At 71.5% G+C, this 19,985-nt stretch carries 14 protein-coding genes and 1 tRNA gene; 5 read left to right on the plus strand and 10 right to left on the minus strand.

The window, feature by feature from the left end:
- Nucleotides 1–87 precede the first annotated feature (87 nt).
- The 10 genes from G443_RS16200 to dnaA all read right to left on the minus strand — a co-directional run bounded on the left by G443_RS16200 (nt 88) and on the right by dnaA (nt 14,461).
- Nucleotides 88–210 carry a DLW-39 family protein gene (locus G443_RS16200; RefSeq protein ID WP_211215418.1) on the minus strand — a complete coding sequence of 41 codons (123 nt, stop codon included), beginning with the start codon at nt 208–210 and terminating at the stop codon, nt 88–90.
- Nucleotides 211–296: 86 nt separating this feature from the next.
- Nucleotides 297–370 (minus strand) — tRNA-Ile (locus G443_RS16205).
- 558 nt (nt 371–928) lie between these two features.
- The gene (locus tag G443_RS16210; protein ID WP_245588707.1) at nt 929–1,783 is read right to left on the minus strand and encodes a DUF3566 domain-containing protein; all 855 of its coding nucleotides are present in this window, start codon (nt 1,781–1,783) and stop codon (nt 929–931) included.
- Nucleotides 1,780–4,317 (minus strand): DNA gyrase subunit A, encoded by a 2,538-nt coding sequence (gyrA, locus tag G443_RS16215; protein ID WP_026417847.1) that lies wholly within the window; start codon nt 4,315–4,317, stop codon nt 1,780–1,782. The genes G443_RS16210 and gyrA overlap by 4 nt, the downstream gene beginning before the upstream one ends.
- A 79-nt stretch (nt 4,318–4,396) precedes the next feature.
- Complete coding sequence (gene gyrB, locus G443_RS16220) at nt 4,397–6,367, minus strand: DNA topoisomerase (ATP-hydrolyzing) subunit B (RefSeq protein ID WP_026417848.1); 1,971 nt, start codon at nt 6,365–6,367, stop codon at nt 4,397–4,399.
- Between the two features lie 398 nt (nt 6,368–6,765).
- Nucleotides 6,766–7,359: a DciA family protein gene (locus G443_RS16225; RefSeq protein ID WP_372493017.1), complete on the minus strand. Its 594-nt coding sequence runs from the start codon at nt 7,357–7,359 to the stop codon at nt 6,766–6,768.
- A gap of 61 nt (nt 7,360–7,420) precedes the next feature.
- Entirely contained in the window at nt 7,421–8,575 is a 1,155-nt protein-coding gene (gene recF, locus G443_RS16230) for a DNA replication/repair protein RecF (protein WP_026417850.1), read from the minus strand.
- A 49-nt stretch (nt 8,576–8,624) separates the two neighbouring features.
- Nucleotides 8,625–9,542: a phosphogluconate dehydrogenase (NAD(+)-dependent, decarboxylating) gene (gnd, locus tag G443_RS16235; RefSeq protein WP_026417851.1), complete on the minus strand. Its 918-nt coding sequence runs from the start codon at nt 9,540–9,542 to the stop codon at nt 8,625–8,627.
- A 172-nt stretch (nt 9,543–9,714) separates the two neighbouring features.
- On the minus strand, nt 9,715–10,869 hold the full coding sequence (gene dnaN, locus G443_RS16240) for a DNA polymerase III subunit beta (RefSeq protein WP_026417852.1): 1,155 nt from the start codon (nt 10,867–10,869) through the stop codon (nt 9,715–9,717).
- Nucleotides 10,870–12,670: 1,801 nt separating this feature from the next.
- Nucleotides 12,671–14,461, minus strand: a complete 1,791-nt coding sequence (gene dnaA / locus G443_RS16245; RefSeq protein ID WP_026417853.1) for a chromosomal replication initiator protein DnaA — start codon at nt 14,459–14,461, stop codon at nt 12,671–12,673.
- A gap of 667 nt (nt 14,462–15,128) precedes the next feature.
- On the opposite strand from dnaA, the gene rpmH reads away from it, so the two are divergent.
- The 5 genes from rpmH to G443_RS16270 are packed head-to-tail and all read left to right on the plus strand — an operon-like array spanning nt 15,129 to nt 17,767.
- Nucleotides 15,129–15,266: a 50S ribosomal protein L34 gene (gene rpmH, locus G443_RS16250; protein WP_016699000.1), complete on the plus strand. Its 138-nt coding sequence runs from the start codon at nt 15,129–15,131 to the stop codon at nt 15,264–15,266.
- Between the two features lie 9 nt (nt 15,267–15,275).
- Nucleotides 15,276–15,842: a ribonuclease P protein component gene (gene rnpA / locus G443_RS16255; RefSeq protein ID WP_081715269.1), complete on the plus strand. Its 567-nt coding sequence runs from the start codon at nt 15,276–15,278 to the stop codon at nt 15,840–15,842.
- On the plus strand, nt 15,839–16,159 hold the full coding sequence (gene yidD / locus G443_RS16260; protein ID WP_026417854.1) for a membrane protein insertion efficiency factor YidD: 321 nt from the start codon (nt 15,839–15,841) through the stop codon (nt 16,157–16,159). The genes rnpA and yidD overlap by 4 nt, the downstream gene beginning before the upstream one ends.
- Before the next feature lie 4 nt (nt 16,160–16,163).
- On the plus strand, nt 16,164–17,153 hold the full coding sequence (gene yidC / locus G443_RS16265) for a membrane protein insertase YidC (RefSeq protein ID WP_026417855.1): 990 nt from the start codon (nt 16,164–16,166) through the stop codon (nt 17,151–17,153).
- A gap of 53 nt (nt 17,154–17,206) precedes the next feature.
- Nucleotides 17,207–17,767 (plus strand): Jag family protein, encoded by a 561-nt coding sequence (locus G443_RS16270; protein ID WP_026417856.1) that lies wholly within the window; start codon nt 17,207–17,209, stop codon nt 17,765–17,767.
- Nucleotides 17,768–19,985: the final 2,218 nt, after the last annotated feature.

Consider the following 19,985-nt stretch of genomic DNA (forward strand, 5'->3'; position numbering starts at 1 on the left):
CTGGCCTGTCGTCCAGCCCGCCGATCCGAACCGGCGGCGGGCGGACACACGAGAAGCCGGGAGCTCGATGAGCCCCCGGCACTCGGATCAGCTCTCGGCAGGGGCCGTAGCCTCACGCCAGAGGTCAGCCTCAGCCTTGGCGGAGCGGTTCCTGCGGACGAGCAGCAGGACGACGCCAGCCACAGCACCCAGGGCAAGCAACTTCTTCACTTTCGGTCGCCTCCTAGCGTCTGGCGCACACGATCCCGGTCCTGTGTACCGATGACCGGGATCAGAAAAGTACGAACATCGGGCAGTGGGCCTAGCTGGACTTGAACCAGCGACCTCTTCGTTATCAGCGAAGCGCTCTAACCGTCTGAGCTATAGGCCCTCGGACGCGGAGTGAAGACTACCGCACGCGTCTCAGTTCCCCAAACCGGGTCTGATCTTCAGTTCCAGTCTGACGTCGCGTGCGTCATCCGCTGTGTGGACCATGCTACCCGGTGACGATCGACGGTGTTCCCCCACCCCCTCGAACCGGCCACGACCAGCGGGTTCACGCCCCCGAGCCGCCCGAGGGCACCATCCCGGCCGGCCGCTCGAACGCTCCACTGCCGGCACTGGCCGATAACAGCCGCCGGTCACACCGAGGCGGACCAGCGGCTGGCGTGGCTCGGCCGCACGACGACGGCCACGACAGCGGTGCCGCACCAGCACGGCGAGCTCCGGGCGACGACGGCCGGCCGCCTGCCCCGGGCCACCCGCCCCTCGGACACCGGCGAGGCACGGATCGGACACCAGTGGGCCGGGGAACGGCGCGTTCCGACCGCGGTGACCCGGCACGGCGGCGGCCGAACCGAGGGGGTCCCGGGCACGAGCGCCGCCGGACGCCCACCAGACGACGCGACGCCCGGCCGGGGACCCGGCCGGGCGTCGCGTGGTGTCCTCGTCAGTCGCGTTCCGACAGCGTCAGCTCGATGCCGCCGGCGAGGTCCGCCGACACGTTGTAGACGAACGCGCCCACGGTCGCCAAGGCGGTGAACAGCACGATGTTGATGGCGCCCACGATCGCGGCCACCCCGAACACCCGGCCGGCGCTGATCAGGTCACCCTCGGTGGCATCACCGGTCAGGTCGTTGTAGGTCCCGTTCAGGGAGTCCCAGACGCGCATGCCGTCCAGGACGCCGTAGAGCACGCCAACCGCGACCAGCCAGATGAAGAACGCCGCGACGCTCAACACCAGGGCCAACTTCAGCACGGACCAGGGGTCCACCCGCTTCACCTGCAGGCTCGCCCGGCGGGGCCCCCGGCCGGGCCGACGACCGGTCAGACCGGAACCACCGGAGGACGGCGGCCGACCTCCTGGCCCCGGGAAGTTCACCGGCGCCCGTCCCACGGCTCCGCTTTGTTCGGCTCCCACAGGTTTCGTCATGGTGGTCGTCGCCTCGCTTCCCCCGGGCGACGCCCCCGCCGCCGCGCTGGAAGCGTACCCCTGACCAGCGTGCCGTTCAGGGTTTCCCGCGCCGGCCCCCGGCGACTGCTGCCCGGCGGACGCCTGGGCGGTCGACCGCTGCCAGGGGGGTGTGGACACGTGTTCCTCGGCAGCGACGGCCGGCTGGTCGGCCCCCTCGGCGAGATCGGACCCGCCCTCGGTGGCCGGCTTGGCCGCCGCCGGCGCCACCGGGGTCATGAAGGTCGTCTTCTCCCCACCGACCGCCTGCGGGGTGGTGTCCCCGGCGGACTCCGACTCGGAACCGCTGCCCTCCGCGGGCTGCCGCTGGTCCGGGCTGCCTGGCGAACTCATCCCTCGTCCTTCCCCGCTGTCCCGTTCTCGATGGCGGCGTCGACGACCTCACCCGCCGCGGCGTCCGGGTCGGCGGCCTCGTCGGCGTTCCGCGCCACGGCCAGCAGCGTGGTGCCCTCACCCAGGTTCATGAGACGCACACCCTTGGTCTGACGGCCTGCCTTGCGGACCTCCTTGGCGGCGGTCCTGATCACGCCCCCGGTCGACGTGATCGCGTAGAGCTCGTCGTCGAGATCGACGATGAGCGCTCCGACAAGCCTCCCACGACGCTTGTCGTGCTGGATGGTCAGCACGCCCTTCCCGCCGCGTCCCTGCACGGGGTAGTCATCGATCGGGGTGCGCTTGGCGTAACCACCGGTGGTGGCGACCAGCAGGAACCTGTCCTCGCGGCAGACGGCCATCGCCAGGAGTTCATCCCCCTGGTTGAATCGCATGCCCAACACGCCCGAGGTGGCGCGCCCCATCGGGCGCAGGACCTCGTCGGTGGCGTGGAAGCGGATGGACTGCCCCTCCGCCGAGACGAGGAGGAGGTCGTCCTCCGGCCCGCACAGCACCGCGCCAACCAGCTCGTCGTCGTCGCGGAGGTTGACGCCGATCAGCCCGCCGGAGCGGTTGGAGTCGAAGTCCGACAGGCGGGACTTCTTCACCAGGCCCTTCTTCGTCGCCAGCACCAGGTAGGGGGCCGCCTGGTAGTCCTTGATCTGCATCACCTGGGCGATGTGCTCGTCCGGCTGGAAGGCGAGCAGGTTCGCCACGTGCTGACCGCGCGCGTTCCTGTTGGCCTCGGGCAGTTCGAAGGCCCTGGCGCGGTACACCCGCCCCTGGTTGGTGAAGAACAGGATCCAGTCGTGGGTGGAGCACACGAAGAAGTGGGCGACGATGTCGTCCTGCTTGAGGGCCGCCCCCTGCACGCCCTTCCCGCCGCGCTTCTGCGCGCGGTAGAGGTCGGTGCGGGTCCGCTTCGCGTAGCCGGTGCGGGTGATGGTGACGACCACGTCCTCGATCGCGATCAGGTCCTCGATCGAGACCTCCCCCTCGTAGGGGATGATCCGGGTCCTGCGGTCCTCGCCGTGCTTGTCGACGATCGCCTTGAGCTCGTCCTTGATGATGAAGCGCTGGCGCTCCGGCCTGGCGAGGATGTCCTCGAGATCGGCGATCTCGCGCTCGATCTCGCCGAGTTCGGTGGTGATCTTCTGGCGTTCCAGGGCGGCGAGGCGGCGGAGCTGCATCTCCAGGATCGCGTTCGCCTGGCTCTCGTCGATGTCGAGGAGGTCGATCAGGCCGGAACGCGCGATGTCGACCGTCCGGGAGCCCCGGATGAGGGCGATGACCTCGTCGAGCGCGTCCAGCGCCTTGACCAGACCCCGCAGGATGTGGGCGCGTTCCTCGGCCTTGCGCAGCCGGTACCGCGTCCGCCGGACGATGACCTCGATCTGGTGCTTGACGTAGTGCCGGATGACCTGGTCCAGCCGCAGCGTCCGGGGAACCCCGTCGACCAGGGCGAGCATGTTGACGCCGAAGGAGTTCTGGAGCTGGGTGTGCTTGTAGAGGTTGTTCAGCACGACCTTCGCCACCGCGTCCCGCTTGAGCGTGATCACGATGCGCATGCCCCGGCGGCTGTTGGTCTCGTCCGCGATGTCGGCGATCCCGGTGAGCTTGCCGTCCCGGACGAGGGCGGCGATCCCCTCGACGAGGTTGTCCGGGTTCACCTGGTACGGCAGCTCGGTCACGACGAGGATGGTCCGGCCCTTGCCGTCCTCCTCGACCTCGATGACCGCCCGGGTCCGGATGGAACCCCGACCGGTGCGGTAGGCCTCCTCGATGCCGGAGGTGCCCAGGATCAACCCGCTGGTCGGGAAGTCCGGGCCCTTGATCCGCTTCATCATCGCGGCGAGGGTCTCGTCCTCGGGGGCGTCCGGGTTGTCCAGCGCCCAGAAGACGCCCTCGGCGACCTCACGCAGGTTGTGGGGCGGGATGTTGGTCGCCATGCCGACCGCGATCCCACCGCCTCCGTTGACGAGGAGGTTGGGGATGCGGGACGGCAGGACGTCCGGCTCCTGCGTCTTGCCGTCGTAGTTGTCCCGGAAGTCGACGGTGTCCTCGTCGATGTCCGCCAGCATCTGCATCGCCAGCGGCGTGAGCTTCGCCTCGGTGTAGCGCATGGCGGCCGCCGGGTCGTTGCCCGGGGAACCGAAGTTGCCCTGCCCGTCGACCAACGGGTGCCGCATCGACCACCGTTGCGCCAGCCGCACCAGGGTGTCGTAGATGCTGGAGTCGCCGTGCGGGTGGTAGTTGCCCATCACGTCGCCGACGATGCGGGAGCACTTGACGTGGCTCCGGTCCGGCCGGTAGCCGGCGTCGTACATCGCGTAGAGCACCCGCCGGTGCACGGGCTTGAGCCCGTCACGCACGTCGGGCAGCGCCCTGCTGACGATCACGCTCATCGCGTAGTCGATGTAGGAGCGCTGCATCTCCTGCTGGATGTCGACCGGCTCGATGCGATCGCCGTCCGGTGGCAGGGTCGTCTCGGTCATTGCAGTCCTTCTCGTGTGCGGGGTTCAGGGGTGCGCGGCGGCCGTTCGGTGGACGGGCCGCCGTCCTGGAGGTGACCGGTCAGATGTCCAGGAAGCGCACATCCCTCGCGTTGCGCGTGATGAACGAGCGGCGGGCCTCGACGTCCTCGCCCATCAGGACGCTGAACAGCTCGTCGGCGGTGGCCGCGTCGTCGAGGGTGACCTGGCGGAGCAGGCGGTTGGCCGGGTCCATCGTGGTCTCCCACAGCTCCTCGGCGTTCATCTCCCCGAGGCCCTTGTAGCGCTGGACCCCGTCCTCCCTGGGGTACCGCTTGCCGGCCGCCACCCCGGCCTCGATCAGGCCGTCCCGCTCCCGGTCGGAGTAGGCGTACTCGGGCTCGGCGCGGGACCACTTCACCTTGTACAACGGGGGCGAGGCGAGGTAGACGTGGCCGTGCTCCACCAGCGGGCGCATGAAGCGGAACAGCAGGGTGAGCAGCAGGGTCCTGATGTGCTGGCCGTCGACGTCGGCGTCCGCCATGAGCACGATCTTGTGGTAGCGCAGCTTGCCAAGGTCGAACTCGTCGTGGATCCCGGTGCCGAGCGCGGTGATGAGGCTCTGCACCTCGTTGTTCTTGAGCACCCGGTCCAGTCGGGACTTCTCCACGTTGATGATCTTGCCGCGGATCGGCAGGATCGCCTGGAACTGCGAGTCCCGCCCCTCCTTGGCGGAGCCCCCCGCCGAGTCGCCCTCGACGATGTAGAGCTCGCACTCCTCGGGGTTGCGCGAACGGCAGTCCTTCAGCTTGCCGGGCAGCCCACCGATGTCGAGGGCCCCCTTGCGCCGCACCAGTTCCCGGGCCTTGCGGGCCGCCATCCTCGCCTGGGCGGAGGACACCGCCTTCGACACGATCGACTTGGCCTCGGTGGGGTGACGCTCGAACCAGTCGGCGAGGTGCTCGTTGCAGGTCCGCTGCACGAAGCCCTTCGCCTCGCTGTTGCCCAGCTTGGTCTTGGTCTGCCCCTCGAACTGCGGCTCGGCGAGCTTGATCGACACGATGGCCGCCAGGCCCTCGCGGACGTCGTCGCCCGTCAGGTTGGAGTCCTTCTCCTTGAGGAGCCGCTTCTCCCGCGCGTACTCGTTGACGACGCGAGTGAGCGCCGCGCGGAACCCCTCCTCGTGCGTGCCGCCCTCGTGGGTGTTGATGGTGTTGGCGAAGGTGTACACGGAGGGGGTGTAGCCGCTGTTCCACTGCATGGCCACCTCGACCTGGAGACCGTCCCCCTGGGCCTCGAACGAGATGATCTTGCGGTGCACGGCCTCCCGGGTGGCGTTGATGTGCCCGACGAAGTCCTCCAGGCCCCCGGGGTAGTGGAAGACGCGCTCGGTGGCCTGCGGGGCCTCCCCCTCCGCGTCCTCGGCCAGCTCCTGTTCGTCGACCCGCTCGTCGCGCAGGACGATGGTGAGCCCCTTGTTCAGGAACGCCATCTCCTGGAGGCGCCGTGCCACCGTCTCGGCGTTGTACGTGGTGGTCTCGAAGATCTCCGGATCAGCCCAGAAGGTCTGCGAGGTCCCCGTGCGGTCCGTGGTCTCCCCCTTCTCCAGGGGGTGGACCGGCTTGGACTTCGAGTAGCGCTGCCGCCACACGTGGCCGTCGCGGTGGATCTCCACCTCGAAGGTGTGGGAGAGCGCGTTGACGACGGAGGCGCCGACACCGTGCAGGCCACCGGACACCGCGTACGACTTGCTGTCGAACTTCCCGCCGGCGTGCAGGACGGTGAGGATGACCTCGACCGCCGGGCGCTTCTCGACGGGGTGCATGTCGACCGGGATGCCCCGGCCGTCGTCGACGACGCGGACTCCACCGTCGGCCAGCAGGGTCACCTCGACCCTGCTGGCGTAGCCGGCCATCGCCTCGTCGACCGAGTTGTCCACCAGCTCCTGGATGAGGTGGTGGAGACCACGCTCTCCCGTCGAGCCGATGTACATGCCGGGACGCTTCCGCACCGCGTCGAGGCCCTCAAGGATGCTGATGGATGACGCGTTGTACTCGTTCTCGTTCGCTGCCACGAGCCTCGGGTTCTCCTCATGCCGACGATGCTGGCCCCGTGTCGGGGCCCCCGCGCCGTCCCTGTGGCGCGGGCTGGAAAGGACCGGACCCACGTGAAGACACGGTCGTGGAGGGCAGGCCGTGAACGCGGTCCCCTTCGAGTCTACTGCCCAACCCCCACAGAAGCGGGCAAAGGACACCCCTGGCTGCCCCGCTGGCGGGCCGAGAGGAACAGGGCCAGGTCCGAACCGCCGAAAATCCTCTTCGATGGCGCTGGCAGCCGCTCAGTCTTCGGCTGGGGCTCTCCCGCCGTCGGGTGCCCGCCGATGCCAGGGCCACCGCGCGGTGGAGCGGCTCCCAGCAGGTCGCTGACCGGCGTGGCGGCCCGGGCGAGGACTGGCTGGTGGGGCGGGCGGCGTCAGCCGTAGGTGTCCCGGGGCCCCCTGCCGGGGACGTGCTTGGGGCCGTACCGCCAGCTCGGCGCCGAGGGGCCCTGGATCCGCAACCGCCTGACGAGGTTCTGCCCGACCGCTCCGGCGATGCGTTCGAGCAGTTGCCGTTGCAGCAGTCTGAGCTGGGTCGCCCACGCCGTCGAGTCGGCCAGGACGGTCAGTTCACCATCTCGCAGTGTGACCGGGCGCACGTGTTCGGCGATGTCCGGGCCGACCAACCGGTCCCACCGGCCGAAGAGGGCGCCACCGGCGAGCTGGTCCCCCCAGCCCCGCTCGGCGACCATCCGGACCGCCAGCCGCCCCAGGGGCTGCGGGTCCCGCTCGTCGGGGCGGGCGCCCGACCAACCGCGGCGCCGGGCTCTGCGCCGTCCAGGACGCCCCGAGGAGGACCGCCCCGCTCCTGGGCGGCCACCACCCGCTCTGACCTGCGCACGAGCGGCTTCGAGCGCGGCGCGGGCCAGGTCGGGGCCGGACAGGGCGGCCGAGTCGCCGCTCGCCCCGTCCGGCGCTGCCGCCCGTCCCGTGACCGGGCCCACGCCCGGAGTCACCGAGTTATCCACAGAATCCACAGGTTTATCCCCAGGCGCGCGTCGTGAGTCACCCTTCGTCGACGGTCGGCGCTCAGTCACCGCGTCGTACCGTCCCGTCCCGCACCACGAACCGGCCCCCGGTCAGTTCGGCGGGGACGTCCTCCTCCACCGCGGCCGTGACCAGCACCTGCTCGGCCCGCCCCGCCACGGCGGCCAGCCGGCTCCTCCGCCGTTGGTCGAGTTCGGCGAAGACGTCGTCGAGGACCAGCACCGGCTCGCTCCCCTCGGCCCGCAGCAGATCGTAGGCGGCCAGGCGGAGGGCGAGCGCGAAGGACCAGGACTCGCCGTGGCTCGCGTACCCGCGCGCGGGGAGGTCGCCGATGGTGAGTTCGAGTTCGTCCCGGTGCGGGCCGACGAGGCACACGCCCCGGTCGAGTTCCTGATCACGCACCCTTCGGAGTTCCGCCAGCAGCGCCTCGGCCAGCGACTCGGGGTCCGAGGGCCCCTGCCCGGCCCTCGCCCCGCCGTCCGGCCCGGCCGTGTCCCGGTAGCGCACGGTCGCCACGCCCCCCGGCGCGAGTTCGTGGTAGGCGGCCGTCACCAACGGGGAGAGCTCGGCGACGAGATCGAGGCGCCCGGCCAACAGCTGGCCCCCGAAACGGGCCAGGTGGTTGTCCCAGACCTCCAGTGTCCCCAGCGCGGCGTCGTCGGACCGACCACGCTGCCCGCGGCGGAGTCCGCCCGCCGTCTTCAGCAGGGCGCTGCGCTGCCGGAGCACCCGGTCGTAGTCCGCCCGGACCCCGGCGAACCGCGGCGACCTGCTCGCCAGCAGCTCGTCGAGGAACCGGCGGCGTTCCCCCGGGTCACCCCGGACCAGGGACAGGTCCTCCGGGCCGAAGAAGACCGTGCGCAGGATGCCGAGGATGTCCCTGGGGCGCTTCACCGGCGCCCGGTTGACCCGGGCCCGGTTGGTCCGTCCCGGCGTGATCTCGACGTCGAGCGTCAGCTGCCGTCCCTCGTTCACGACGGTCGCGCGCACGATCGCGCTGCTCGCGCCGTGCCGCACCAGGGGAGCGTCGCCGGAGACACGGTGCGATCCGAGGTTCGCCAGGTAGCCGACCGCCTCGACCAGGTTCGTCTTGCCCTGGCCATTGGCCCCGACGAGCACGTTGGGCCCTCGCCCGAACGTGAGTTCCGCGGTCGGCCACGACCGGAAGTCGGTGACCTGGAGGTGACGGACGTGCACCGTGCGCTGGCTTCCTCGGTGTCGTGGCCGGGCGTTCGCCGGCCGGGGGTCAGTGGCCGTGCACGTCGCCCGCGCCGGACGTGGGGCCGGCGTGGTGCACGGCGTGACCGCCGAACTGCTGCCTGAGCGCGGCCACGGCCCGCATCGCCGGGGAGTCGTCCTGCCGGGAGGCGAACCGGGCGAACAGCGCCGCCGACATCACCGGTGCCGGCACCGAGTTGTTGATGGCCTCCTCGATGGTCCAGCGGCCCTCACCGGAGTCCTCGACGTAGCCGCGGAGGTTCTCCAGCTGGGGGTCCCGCTCGAGGGCCTGCACCATGAGGTCGAGCAACCACGACCGCACGACGGTGCCTCGGGTCCAGGCCCGGAGCACCTCGGGCACGTTCTCCACCTGGGGTGCGGCCGCCAACAGCTCGAAGCCCTCCGCGTAGGCCTGCATCAGGCCGTACTCGATGCCGTTGTGCACCATCTTCGCGTAGTGACCCGCCCCGACGCCCCCGGCGTGGGCGAAGCCCTCCTCCCGAGGACCCTCAGGCCGCAGCGCGTCGAACACGGGCATGGCGCGCTCGACGTCCTCGGCGGCGCCGCCGGCCATCAGGCCGTAGCCCTCCTCCAGGCCCCACACGCCACCGGAGACACCGCAGTCGACGTACCGGACGCCGCGTTCGGCCAGGATCTCGGCGTTCCGCTGGTCATCGCTGAAACGGGAGTTGCCGCCCTCGATCACGAGGTCCCCCTCGTCGAGCAACTCACCGAGCCGCTCGACGGTCTCCCGCGTCGGGTCGCCGGCGGGGACCATCACCCAGACCAGGCGGGGCGCCTCGAGCTGGTCGACCAGCTCCTCCAGGCTCGCCACGTCGCGGACCTCGGCGGCGCGGTCGTAGCCCACCACGTCGTGGCCGGCTCGCCTGAGCCGCTCCCGCATGTTGAAGCCCATCTTGCCGAGACCGACCAGTCCGAGCTGCACGAGTACTCCCCCGTTTCCTGATGCTGCGGTTGGGGCGACATCGTCGCCGCCACGACCGGTTCGGGTCAATCCGAACGAAAGGCACGGCACACCCGGCGGGCACGTGTCCTACGTCGCCCCGTCGGTGCTGGTCACCGCGTGCGGCTCGACGACCTCGCCCGGTGGGACCGCGTCAGCCGGGCAGGCGGACCGGCATCAGCAGGTACAGGTAGCCGGGGAGGACCTGGCCCTCCTCGCCGACGGGCTTGATCAGGGCGGGCCGGCTGGACGCGGTGAAGGAGAGGTGCGCTCGTTCGGTGCGCACGGCGCTCAGGCCGTCCAACAGGTAGCCGGGGTTGAAGGCGATCGTGAGGGGCTCGCCCTGGAAGTCGAGCGGCAACTCCTCCTCGGCGCTGCCCTCGTCGTCACCTCCGGCGGAGAGGCGCAGGCTGGACTCGGTGAACTCGAGCCGAACCTGGGCACCACGCTCGGCGACCAGCGAGACGCGCTTGATCGCGTCGACGAGGGGGGCCACGCCGAGCACGGCGCTGGCGGTGTGCTCGCTGGGCAGCAGCTGGCGGTACTTGGGGAACTCGGCGTCGAGCAGCCTGCTGGTGGTGCGGCGGCCGTTGCCGGCCAGACCGAGCAGACCGTCTCCGGAGGCGAGCGAGAGCTCCACCCGGCTCCCGGAACCGCCGAGTGTCTTGGCGGCCTCGGCCAGGGTCCTGGCGGGCACGAGGACGGCGGTGCCGCTGGAGGCCTCGCTGGTGGGCTCCCAGGCGAACTCGCGGACGGCGAGCCGGAAGCGGTCGGTGGCGACCAGCGTGATGCGGTCTCCCTCGATCTCGACGCGCGTCCCGGTCAGCATCGGCAGGGTGTCGTCCTTGCCGGCGGCCACCGCGACCTGGGCGACGGCCTCCGAGAACACGTCACCCGCGACCGCCCCGGCGAGTTCCGGCATCGAGGGCAGCTGGGGGTAGTCCTCGGCGGGCATGGTGGGGAGGCTGAACCGGGAGTTCCCGCAGGTGATGGTGGCGCGTGCACCGTCGATGGTGATGTCGACCGGCTGGTTGGGCAACGACTTCGTGATGTCGGCGAGGAGCCGGCCCGAGACCAGTGCCCGGCCGGGAGTGACGACCGTCGCCGGCACGCCGACCTGCGCGGACACCTCGTAGTCGAAGCCGGAGACCGTCAGGGTCTGGTCTCCGTCGTCGTGCTCGGAGGTGGACTCGGAGCCGGTGTCGAGGAGCACGCCGCCGAGCACCGGGACCGGTGGGCGGGATGGGAGGCTCCGTGCGACCCAGGCAACGGCGTCTGCGAGACCGTCTCGCTCGACACGGATCTTCATCTGGCGTCCTTTCGGGCCGTTGCGATCATGACCGGTGCGCCGGAGATCGCGGTCCACCACGGGAGTCGACAGTCGGGCCGGATGCTGCTGGCGCTCGGAGCCAGACCGACGCTCTGAGCTCGAGCCGCTGGCAGGCGAGGCGCGGGACACCACCGTAGAGCCTGGCTCCGAGCCCTCGACGGCGGGGCTGCCCTTCCCGGGCTTTCTGAGGGCGCGGCGGAGCGACTTGTCCCCACCCCCTGTTTTTCTTTTTTCTTCTCTTCAAGAGAGAAATGTAGTGCTCGTAGTAGGGGCTGTGGATTGTGTGGATAACCCTCGTTGTCCCTGCTGACACGGCATGAGGGGGTGTGGACAGCCTGGGGGTGGATCGGTGGATGAATTTCCTTCACTGTGGATGAATCTTCTTCATCCACACTCTGTCCACAGGTGGCGCGAGTTGTCCACAGATCCATCCACAGATTTGGGGGTAGTTGTACCCAGGTCATGCACAGGGTGGAAGTGGTCTGGATCTCCCCCGATCGGGGCTGTGTACAGGTGTGCGCCCGCCGGATTTCTCCCACGGCACGCAGTCTCGGGCAACGCACCGACAGAAACGGTTGGCGCGCCGGGGAGCCCCTGCGACCGCCCCACCCCGGGGCCGGGGCTGGCCACTCCGACGAGCCCGGTACCCGCCTCCTGGCTCGTACCGCGCCCCGCCGGCGGCTCGGCCCACCTGGCCGCCCGACGAACCAGCAGGGCGCGACCTGGCCGCCCGGAACGGCCGAGGGGACGCCCCTGACGGCGGGTGAGCCCCGAGCGGGCGGAGGCTGGCGACGTGCGCGGGTCCAGCGGCGAGGGGCGGCGGGGAGGAGGCGCTCCGAGGCCGGCGCCTCCTCCGACGGCCCGAGGCGAGGACGTCCTCGGCGAAGGGGGAACACTTCCCGCCCGCACGGCGCATGATGAATCTCGGGGACCCCCAGGCGCGGCCTCCCCAGCCACAGAAAACCGCCTGGATGCGACGCCGGGTGGTACCCGACCCGGCGGGACTCGACCACTGCCCCGCGTGTGTGGCCGGGCGGGAGCGGTGCGGGGCCGGACGCGACGACCAGGAGCCGGCCGGGGCGTGCCACGGCGTTCGTGATCACCGTAGAGCCGGGGTGGGGACCGGGCGCAGCCGGGGCACCGCCCCCGCACCCCCGGGAACGTGCCCCCGGAGCACCAGCGCCGAACCGCCGGCGACGAATCTCGGGGGCCCCCAGGCGCGGCCTCCCCAGTCGCAGAAAAACCGCGGGCTACGACCGGTGCGCCCCCGTGCCGGGGGCTTCCCCGGGCGGGTCGACCTCGGCCCGGTTCGCCGCACCCGCGTCGCCTCGTGGACCAGCCTAGAGCGATGCTCCTCCGGGCCCGCGTCGGCCGCCCTCCGCGTACCAGCCGGGCACCTCGGACGAACCCGGTGGGCCCGGGAGCGGCGGCCCGGCCCGAGCCGGCCCGACCCCGGGTTCGTCCCCTCCTCGCGACGGGCGCGACGCCGCCGAACCGCCGGAACCCCGTGAGGTGTCGCGAGCGCGCCCCGCGTCGTCGACGGCCATCCCCGATCGGGGCACCCCGGGCCCTGACGAATGCGAGACCCGCCGCAGCACGGTCTCCCCAGTCGCAGAAAACCTCCCCGGCGCGACCGTCCGCCCTCCGCGCCGAACCGCGCGTCAGTCGGAGCGCGACCCCACGAGCCGACCGGAGCGTCGGGAGGGCGGCGGCAGCCCTCGTCGCCGGCGTGGGCGGAGCGGCTGACGACCGTCCAGCGGAGGAGCCGAGCGGTGGGCCGTCAGCCCTGGGCCCGCGCGCGCTGCTTGATCCGGGAGGTCAGCTCCTGGACCTGGTCGTAGATCCTGCGCCGTTCCGCCATCTCCTTGCGGATCTTCTTGTCCGCGTACATCACCGTCGTGTGGTCGCGGCCACCGAAGATCTGCCCGATCTTCGGCAGGGAGAGGTCGGTCAGCTCCCGGCACAGGTACATCGAGATCTGGCGGGCCTGGGCGAGCACCTTCATCTTCCCCGGTCCGCACAGGTCGTCCATGCTCACCTTGAAGAAGTCCGCCGTCACCGCCATGATCGTCGGCGCGGTGATCTCCGGCGCCTGGGAGTCCGGGATGAGGTCCCGCATGACGATCTCGGCGAGGTGCACGTCGACCGGTTGCCGGTTCAGCGAGGCGAAGGCGGTGACCCGGATCAGCGCCCCCTCCAGCTCCCGGATGTTCCGCTCGATCCTGGCGGCGATGAACTCGAGCACCTCGGCCGGCGCGGCCAGCCGGTCCTGGGCGGCCTTCTTCCGCAGGATGGCGATCCTCGTCTCCAGCTCCGGTGGCTGGATGTCGGTGATCAGACCCCACTCGAAACGCGTTCGCAGCCGGTCCTCCAGGGTCTCCAGCCTCTTGGGCGGCCGGTCGGAGGAGACCACGATCTGCTTGTTCGAGTTGTGCAGCGTGTTGAAGGTGTGGAAGAACTCTTCCTGGGTGCCCTCCTTGCCCTCCAGGAACTGCACGTCGTCGACCAGCAGCACGTCGACGTCGCGGTAGCGGCGCTGGAAGGCGACCTTGCGGTCGTCCCGCAGGGAGTTGATGAAGTCGTTGGTGAACTCCTCCGTCGAGACGTAGCGGACCCGCATCCCCGGGAAGAGGCGCTGGGCGTAGTGCCCGACGGCGTGGAGCAGGTGCGTCTTCCCCAGCCCGGACTCCCCCCAGATGAACAGGGGGTTGTAGGCGCGGGCCGGGGCTTCGGCCACCGCCACGGCGGCGGCGTGCGCGAACCGGTTGGAGGCTCCGATGACGAAGGTGTCGAAGTTGTACTTGGCGTTCAGCCGGGTCTGCGAACTCGGCGGTCCGTGCCGTGGCGCGGTGTAGGCCTCGGCGCCCCCCTGCGGCAGGCCCCCGACCTGGGGGTGGCCGAGCTGGTCCGAGGGAAGCGCGGCCCCGACCGGGGGCGTCTGCGCCCTGACGTTGTGCCAGACCTCGTTCGCCGGGGCGGCGACCTGGCCGAGCACGTCGTCCTCCGCCTCCCGCTCGTCCTGGTCCTCGACGAGGCCGTGGTGGTCGCGGTCGACACCGCCCACCGAGCCGGGATACCCGGGGGACGGCGGGTGGGCCGGGCCGGGCCGCTCCCCCGACTCCTCCGGGAGCGGCCCCACCGGGTCGTAGATCGAGCCAGGTCGGCCAGTGGGCTCCGCGCGCGGACCGGGGTGGCGGGGACGGGAATCCCCCGCGTAGCCGCCCATCGGCAGCACGGTGCCGAACGGAGGGGTGGGAGTGCTCTCGTGGTGGGGCTGGTGGCCCTGCTGACCGGGATCGGGCGCCGGCGCGATCACGTCGACCTTGACCGCCAGCGAGATGGGCCGCCCGAGGTGTCGGGACAACGCCTCGACGATGGGGTCGCGCAACGCCCGTTCGATGGCGTCCTTCGCGAAGTCGCTCGGAGCGGCCAACAGCGCGGTGCCGTCCAGCAACCCGATGGGGCGGACCACCCGCATCCAGGCGAGTTGGGCCCGTGAGAGGGTGCCGGAGGAGAGCTCCTCGAGCACCTGTTCCCACACGAGACCGAGATTGGCCTGGTGGTCCGACACCTGCGAGTTCCCCTCCCCACGCTGTCCCTGCTCCGTCACCGTCCAGCGACGCCGCCACCCCATGTCGAGCTCCTGTCGACCCCGTGTTCGTTTGACTTGCGACGTCAGCGGTCAGCGGTGCGGGCTGCCGATCCCCAAGATATCCACATAGTTGTCCACAACTGTGCATGAAGGTACGACGGAACACCGGAGCCCCTGTGCTTGGGTCCCGAGGTTCCGTGAACCTGCCCGGAAAGGCCAGTTCAGCGGGCATCGGCCGCCGTGGCCGTCGGAGGTGAGGCACGCTAACAAGCGGGCGCCTCCCGGAACAAGACGGACAGCTCAGCAGGGTGAACCGGGGATGACGGCTCGGTGGGGGCTCGGCGTGTCGGGCGCAGGTCCCTGGACCACGGCCGATACGTTGGCCAATCCCCCTCCTCACCGGGCGGGTCCCGCGCCTCGCGTGAGGAGGCGGTGTGGACCCGGCAACGGGCACCGCGTAGTCTCATGCGGTCGGTCGTTCCCTGTCACGTACCCTGGGCTACTGTCGCCGTGCCCTGCGCCTCGCGCCGGGACCGGGGACGCCAGGACGCCGAGGGTCGGGATGGAACGTGCGCCGGGTGGCCAGCCACGCATAGCACGCGGAGATCACCGACCCAAGCTGTAGTGACTACCGGGAGACCTGACCGTGAGCAAGCGGACGTACCAGCCGAACAACCGTCGCCGGGCCAAGACCCACGGCTTCCGGCTGCGCATGCGCACCCGTGCCGGCCGTGCCATCCTCGCCGCCCGTCGCCGCAAGGGCCGCGACACGCTGTCGGCCTGACGGTAGGCCGTGCTACCGCCAGCCGCCCGGCTGACCAAGAGCCAGGACTTCGACCTGGTCGTCCGCCGGGGGCGGCGGGCGGGGCGACGTCGCGTCGTGCTGCACGCACTGTGCGTGCCCGAGCTCGGCGTTGGAGCACGGGACACCGACAACGCGGGGTCGACGACCCCGACTTCCCATCCCACCCGCGTCGAGCCCCCTCGCCGCTCGCAGCGTTCGAGCAGCGTCCCCGGCTCGGCCTCGACACGGGTGGGTTTTGTCGTGAGCAAGGCTGTCGGCAACGCGGTGGTCCGCCACCAGGTCGCGCGCCGTCTCCGCCACGTGGTGCGGGAACGGCTGGCCGCCATCCCGAGGGGGACCTCCCTCGTGGTGCGGGCGCTCCCCCCGTCGGCCACGGCCTCCAGTCGCGAACTCGCGGCGGACGTCGACCGGCTCCTGGCTCGGCTGGGGCTCGTCGACGACCCGAGCGCCTCCCGTCGGCGAACCGGTGGGTCCCCGACCGCCGGCCAGGAGCCACCCGCGACGCGCCACGTCGCCGAGGACGGCGGGCGCACCTCCGGTGAGGACGAGGCATGAGTGAACCAGCGGGCGCGGACCGCCGACGAGGCGGAGTCGTCAGTCGGGTCCTGCTGCTCCCGGTGCACGGTTACCGACGCTGGATCTCCCCGTACCTGCCGGCCACCTGCCGCTTCTACCCGACCTGCAGCGCCTACGCAGTGGAGGCGCTGACCGTTCACGGTGCGATCCGGGGGGCATGGCTGACCGTGCGCCGGCTGCTGCGCTGTGGACCCTGGCACCCTGGAGGCTTGGACCCCGTTCCCCCGCGCGACGCCGCGTCCCCGCGGTCCCGCGACGGCGATTCCGGGCTCCCCGACACCCGCGCCGAGGAGTAGCTTCGTGCTCAACTTCATCTACTACCCCGTGTCAGCCATCATGTGGTTCTGGCACAAGGTCTTTGGGTTCATCATCAGCCCGGACAGCGGTATCGCGTGGGCGCTCTCGGTGGTGTTCCTGGTCTTCACCCTGCGGATCATCCTGCTGAAGCCGGCCATCAGCTCCGTGCGGTCGATGCGCAAGATGCAGGAGTTCGCCCCGCAGATGCAGAAGTTGCGGGAGAAGTACGGCAACGATCGCCAGAAGCTGGCGATGGAGATGCAGAAGATCCAGTCCGAGCAGGGGGTCAACCCGCTCGGCGGCTGCCTTCCGATGCTGGTGCAGATCCCGGTGTTCATCGGGCTCTTCCACGTGCTCCGCCAGTTCACCCCGGGCAAGACCGAGGTGTACGTCTTCGGCCAGGCCGAGGTCGAGTCCTTCATCAACGCCCGCCTCTTCGGCGCCCCGCTGTCCGGCTCCATCGCCGACCCGATGTTCGGCGTCGACCCGTGGACCATCGGTTTCGTCGCGGTGCCGCTGACGATCATCGCCAGCATCGCCACCCACCTCACCGCCCGCCACTCCGTGCAGCGGCAGGCGATGAACCCGAGCGTCGGGGCCAACCAGCAGCAGGCCCAGATCATGCAGAAGCTGATGCTCTGGGTGTTCCCGCTGTTCGTGCTCTTCGGTGGCCCGTTCTTCCCGATCGCGATCCTGCTGTACTGGCTGAGCAACAACACCTGGACGCTGGGTCAGCAGTACTTCATCTACCACCGCATCGACCGCGAGGAAGCCGCGAAGAAGGCGGCCGCCGCCGCCAAGGCGGAGCAGTCCCGCAAGGACCTCTCCCCCAAGCCCGGGCAGCGTCCGGCCAAGAAGAAGGGTCCGCAGCCCGGCCAGCACGGCCCGGCCGGGACCACTCCCCCCTCGGCCCCGTCCGGTGGTGCGGGGGACGCGGCGCGGAGCCGACCGGCGACCGGCGGCGCCAAGAAGAAGAACAAGAAGCGTCGATGACCGAGCGCGGTCACGCGTCTCGCATGTCGTGAACCAAGTGAGAGGAGGCACCAGTGTCGGAAGCGGTGCAGGTGACCACCGGCGGTGACGTGGACACCGAGGGTGCCGACGGCACGCCGAACGGAGCGTCCGCCACGCCCGAGGGCGGCGAGGACCTGCTCGTCCGTGAGGGCGACATCGCCGGCGACTACCTGGAGCGGCTGCTCGACCTGCTCGACTTCGACGGGGACATCGACCTTGACGTGGACGGTGGCCGCGCCGTGGTGAGCATCGACGGCGGGGATGACCTGAGCAAGTTGGTGGGTACCCGTGGGGCGACCCTGGAGGCGCTGCAGGAGTTGACGAGGCTGGCGGTGCAGCAGAGCACCGGCGCGCGGAGTCGGCTCATGTTGGACGTCGCGGGGTGGCGGGCGGACCGGCGTGCCGAGCTGTCCGACCTCGGTCGGACCACGGCCGAGCAGGTCAGCCAGACCGGCGATCCGGTGCGGTTGAACCCCATGACCCCCTTCGAGCGCAAGGTGGTGCACGACGCCGTGGCCGGTGTCGAGGGTGTCCGGAGCGAGAGCGAGGGCGAGGAGCCGAACCGGCGGGTCGTGGTGCTGCCCGCCGAGTAGGGCTGAGTTCGTGAGTGGGCCCCGGGAACGACGTTCCCGGGGCCCACTTCCGTTCGGGGCCCTCGGTGGGACCGCTGTCCGACGGCAGCCGGGAGGTGGCGGGCCGGCCTCGCCGCTTGGTGCCGTGGGAGTCCGCGCGCCGGATCGGTGTGAACGGGTGCCGTGGGTGTGGTTCGCCAGCGCGCCGGCCGGTCCTCGCCGTGCCACGCGGGCGGTGACGGGGTTGACGGGCGGCACGGGGTCCGCGACGAGCGATGGGGTGGTCAGCCGGGCGGCCTCGTTCCCGGCTCCACCGGAGCACTCCCCCGAGGGGTCTCCTCCGCCTCGGACGGTGCGTGCCCTCGGCTCGGGGCCTGCTCGGGAGCCGCCGGCGCGGTTCCTGGTGGCATCGTTCCCGCCGGGGCGGTGCTGTCCTCCGGTCACGCGTCGCGGGTTCGGCCTCGCCGGCACGGGAGGTGCCGCGCGGGGTGCGGAGCGCTGGTGGGGTGAGATCTGGAACACCGTCCCCACTGGCGCTCCGGTTGGCGGGTGCCCGGCCGTGCGGCTTGGTGTCCGGGCGCTCCAGGCGGGCCGTGGTGCGGGACGGACCGGTCACCACGCTGGCGGTGACTGGCTCGACGGGGGTGCGCACCGCCGCCGGAGTGCGTGGAGTGCGGCCGTCGGGGTGTTCACCGTGATCGCCGCCCAGTCACGAGCGACGGCGTCCGCGCCGGGTGCGACCGGCGCCTCGGACGGTCGCGGCCGGGAGACAGGGGCGGCGGGAACGTCGGAGGCTCGGGAGGTGGCGGCCGGCCTCCGCACCAGCCGGGCGGGCGTCTCGGTGAGTCGTCGGGCACGGTGTCGGCGGTCGAGCTGGCCCGGTCGGCACGCGAACCGGCGCGGCGGCGGTCGTCCTGGACCCGAGGCGCGACATCGGCGTTGTCGGTGGCGCGTGTTCACGACGGGCGCGAGCGATGGTTCGCGGACCTCGGGGTGCGTTGGGTGGCGGTGCCGCGTCAGCCCCAGGGACCCGTCCGCCGGTCGTGGGAGCCACCGCCCGTTCCCGCTGCCCCACCGCCCCGGTCATGATCCCGTCCCGCGGCGTCCCCGTCGCGCGTGGCCCGCCGTCCGCCAGCGCCGCGCGACCCGTCGCGACGTGCCAGCGCCGGGGCCAGGGTGCGGGCGGTGCGGAACACGCCCGGCATGTCCAGGACGAGGGCGACCGACCCTGCCTCGCGCGGAGCGGGAGCCGTCCCGCCGGGGGAACTCGGACGGTGTGGATGCCGGCGGCCCTCCACCTGGTGGGGCGACGGTGATCCGGACTGGTCCTGCGTCGAGCGTTGCTCCGCGGTAGGCCGCCGCGGGCCGTGGCCGGCACGGAGTGGGGTGGAGAGCCGTGGAGCGCGACCATGTCGGACGGCGGACGTCCGCTCCGAACGAGCGGTCGATGTTTCACGTGGAACACGACGACGCGCCCGCCTCCCCGGCGGGCCGGTCACGCCCTCCGTGTCGTCGTCGATGCCGCGTGCTGGCGCGGAGGCGGTCGGTGGGAGGACACGCGTCTGGGCCACGGCTCGCGACCCGTCGTCGGGAGCCGTCCCGCGACCCCCCGGCGGCAAAGCGTCGGCTGGTCGGGGTCGTGCGGCCGGGGGCGCGGGTCTCGCCGGCCTGACGAGGGGCCCAGCAGCCGTTGCCCGCCCCTGGTGGACGCCGACGGTTGGCAGGCTGTCTCCCTCCGGTGGCTCGCCGCCCCGCCGTGACCGGGAGGCGTCGAGTCACCGCCGAGGTCGGTCCGGCCGGCCTCCAGGGCAAGGTGGGGTCGCCCGGCGGGGGCCTCGACCGGGAGGGGTCAGCCGCGTGGGTTGTCGGCCCGGCTGCTGGGTGGACGACGAACTCGTCGCCGACCATCGGCGGTCCGCCCGGCGTGGGGACGGACGGGCGGGCACGCCTTCCGGATGGTGGCGATGCGGGGGCGGTCTCCCCTCGTCTGCCCGGTAGTCCCGGCTCGGCTGTGCGTCGGGGAGAGCGGGCGGTGGCCGAGCGCGGTGGCGGCCGCCCTCCTGGCCTGCCGTGGGGCGACGTTTCACGTGAAACATCGGTGGATGTGGAGGGTTCGGTGGTCCTCGGCTCTCGCGGCGACCAGAGGGGGAGTTCGGTGCCCGGACGCACGGGCCGAGGTGGATCCACGCCGCCATCCGGATGTCACCTCGCGCGGTCGTCGTCGGTCGTGCCGGGCAGG

It is taken from the genome of Actinoalloteichus caeruleus DSM 43889 (assembly GCF_000429185.2).
GTDB classification, from domain to species: domain Bacteria; phylum Actinomycetota; class Actinomycetes; order Mycobacteriales; family Pseudonocardiaceae; genus Actinoalloteichus_B; species Actinoalloteichus_B caeruleus.

Excerpts from the sequence above, each read along its gene's own strand:
- dnaN (WP_026417852.1), bottom strand. The coding sequence starts at position 10,869 with ATGAAGATCCGTGTCGAGCGAGACGGTCTCGCAGACGCCGTTGCCTGG.
- gyrA (WP_026417847.1), bottom strand. The coding sequence starts at position 4,317 with ATGACCGAGACGACCCTGCCACCGGACGGCGATCGCATCGAGCCGGTC.
- yidD (WP_026417854.1), top strand. The coding sequence starts at position 15,839 with ATGAGTGAACCAGCGGGCGCGGACCGCCGACGAGGCGGAGTCGTCAGT.
- G443_RS16210 (WP_245588707.1), bottom strand. The coding sequence starts at position 1,783 with ATGAGTTCGCCAGGCAGCCCGGACCAGCGGCAGCCCGCGGAGGGCAGC.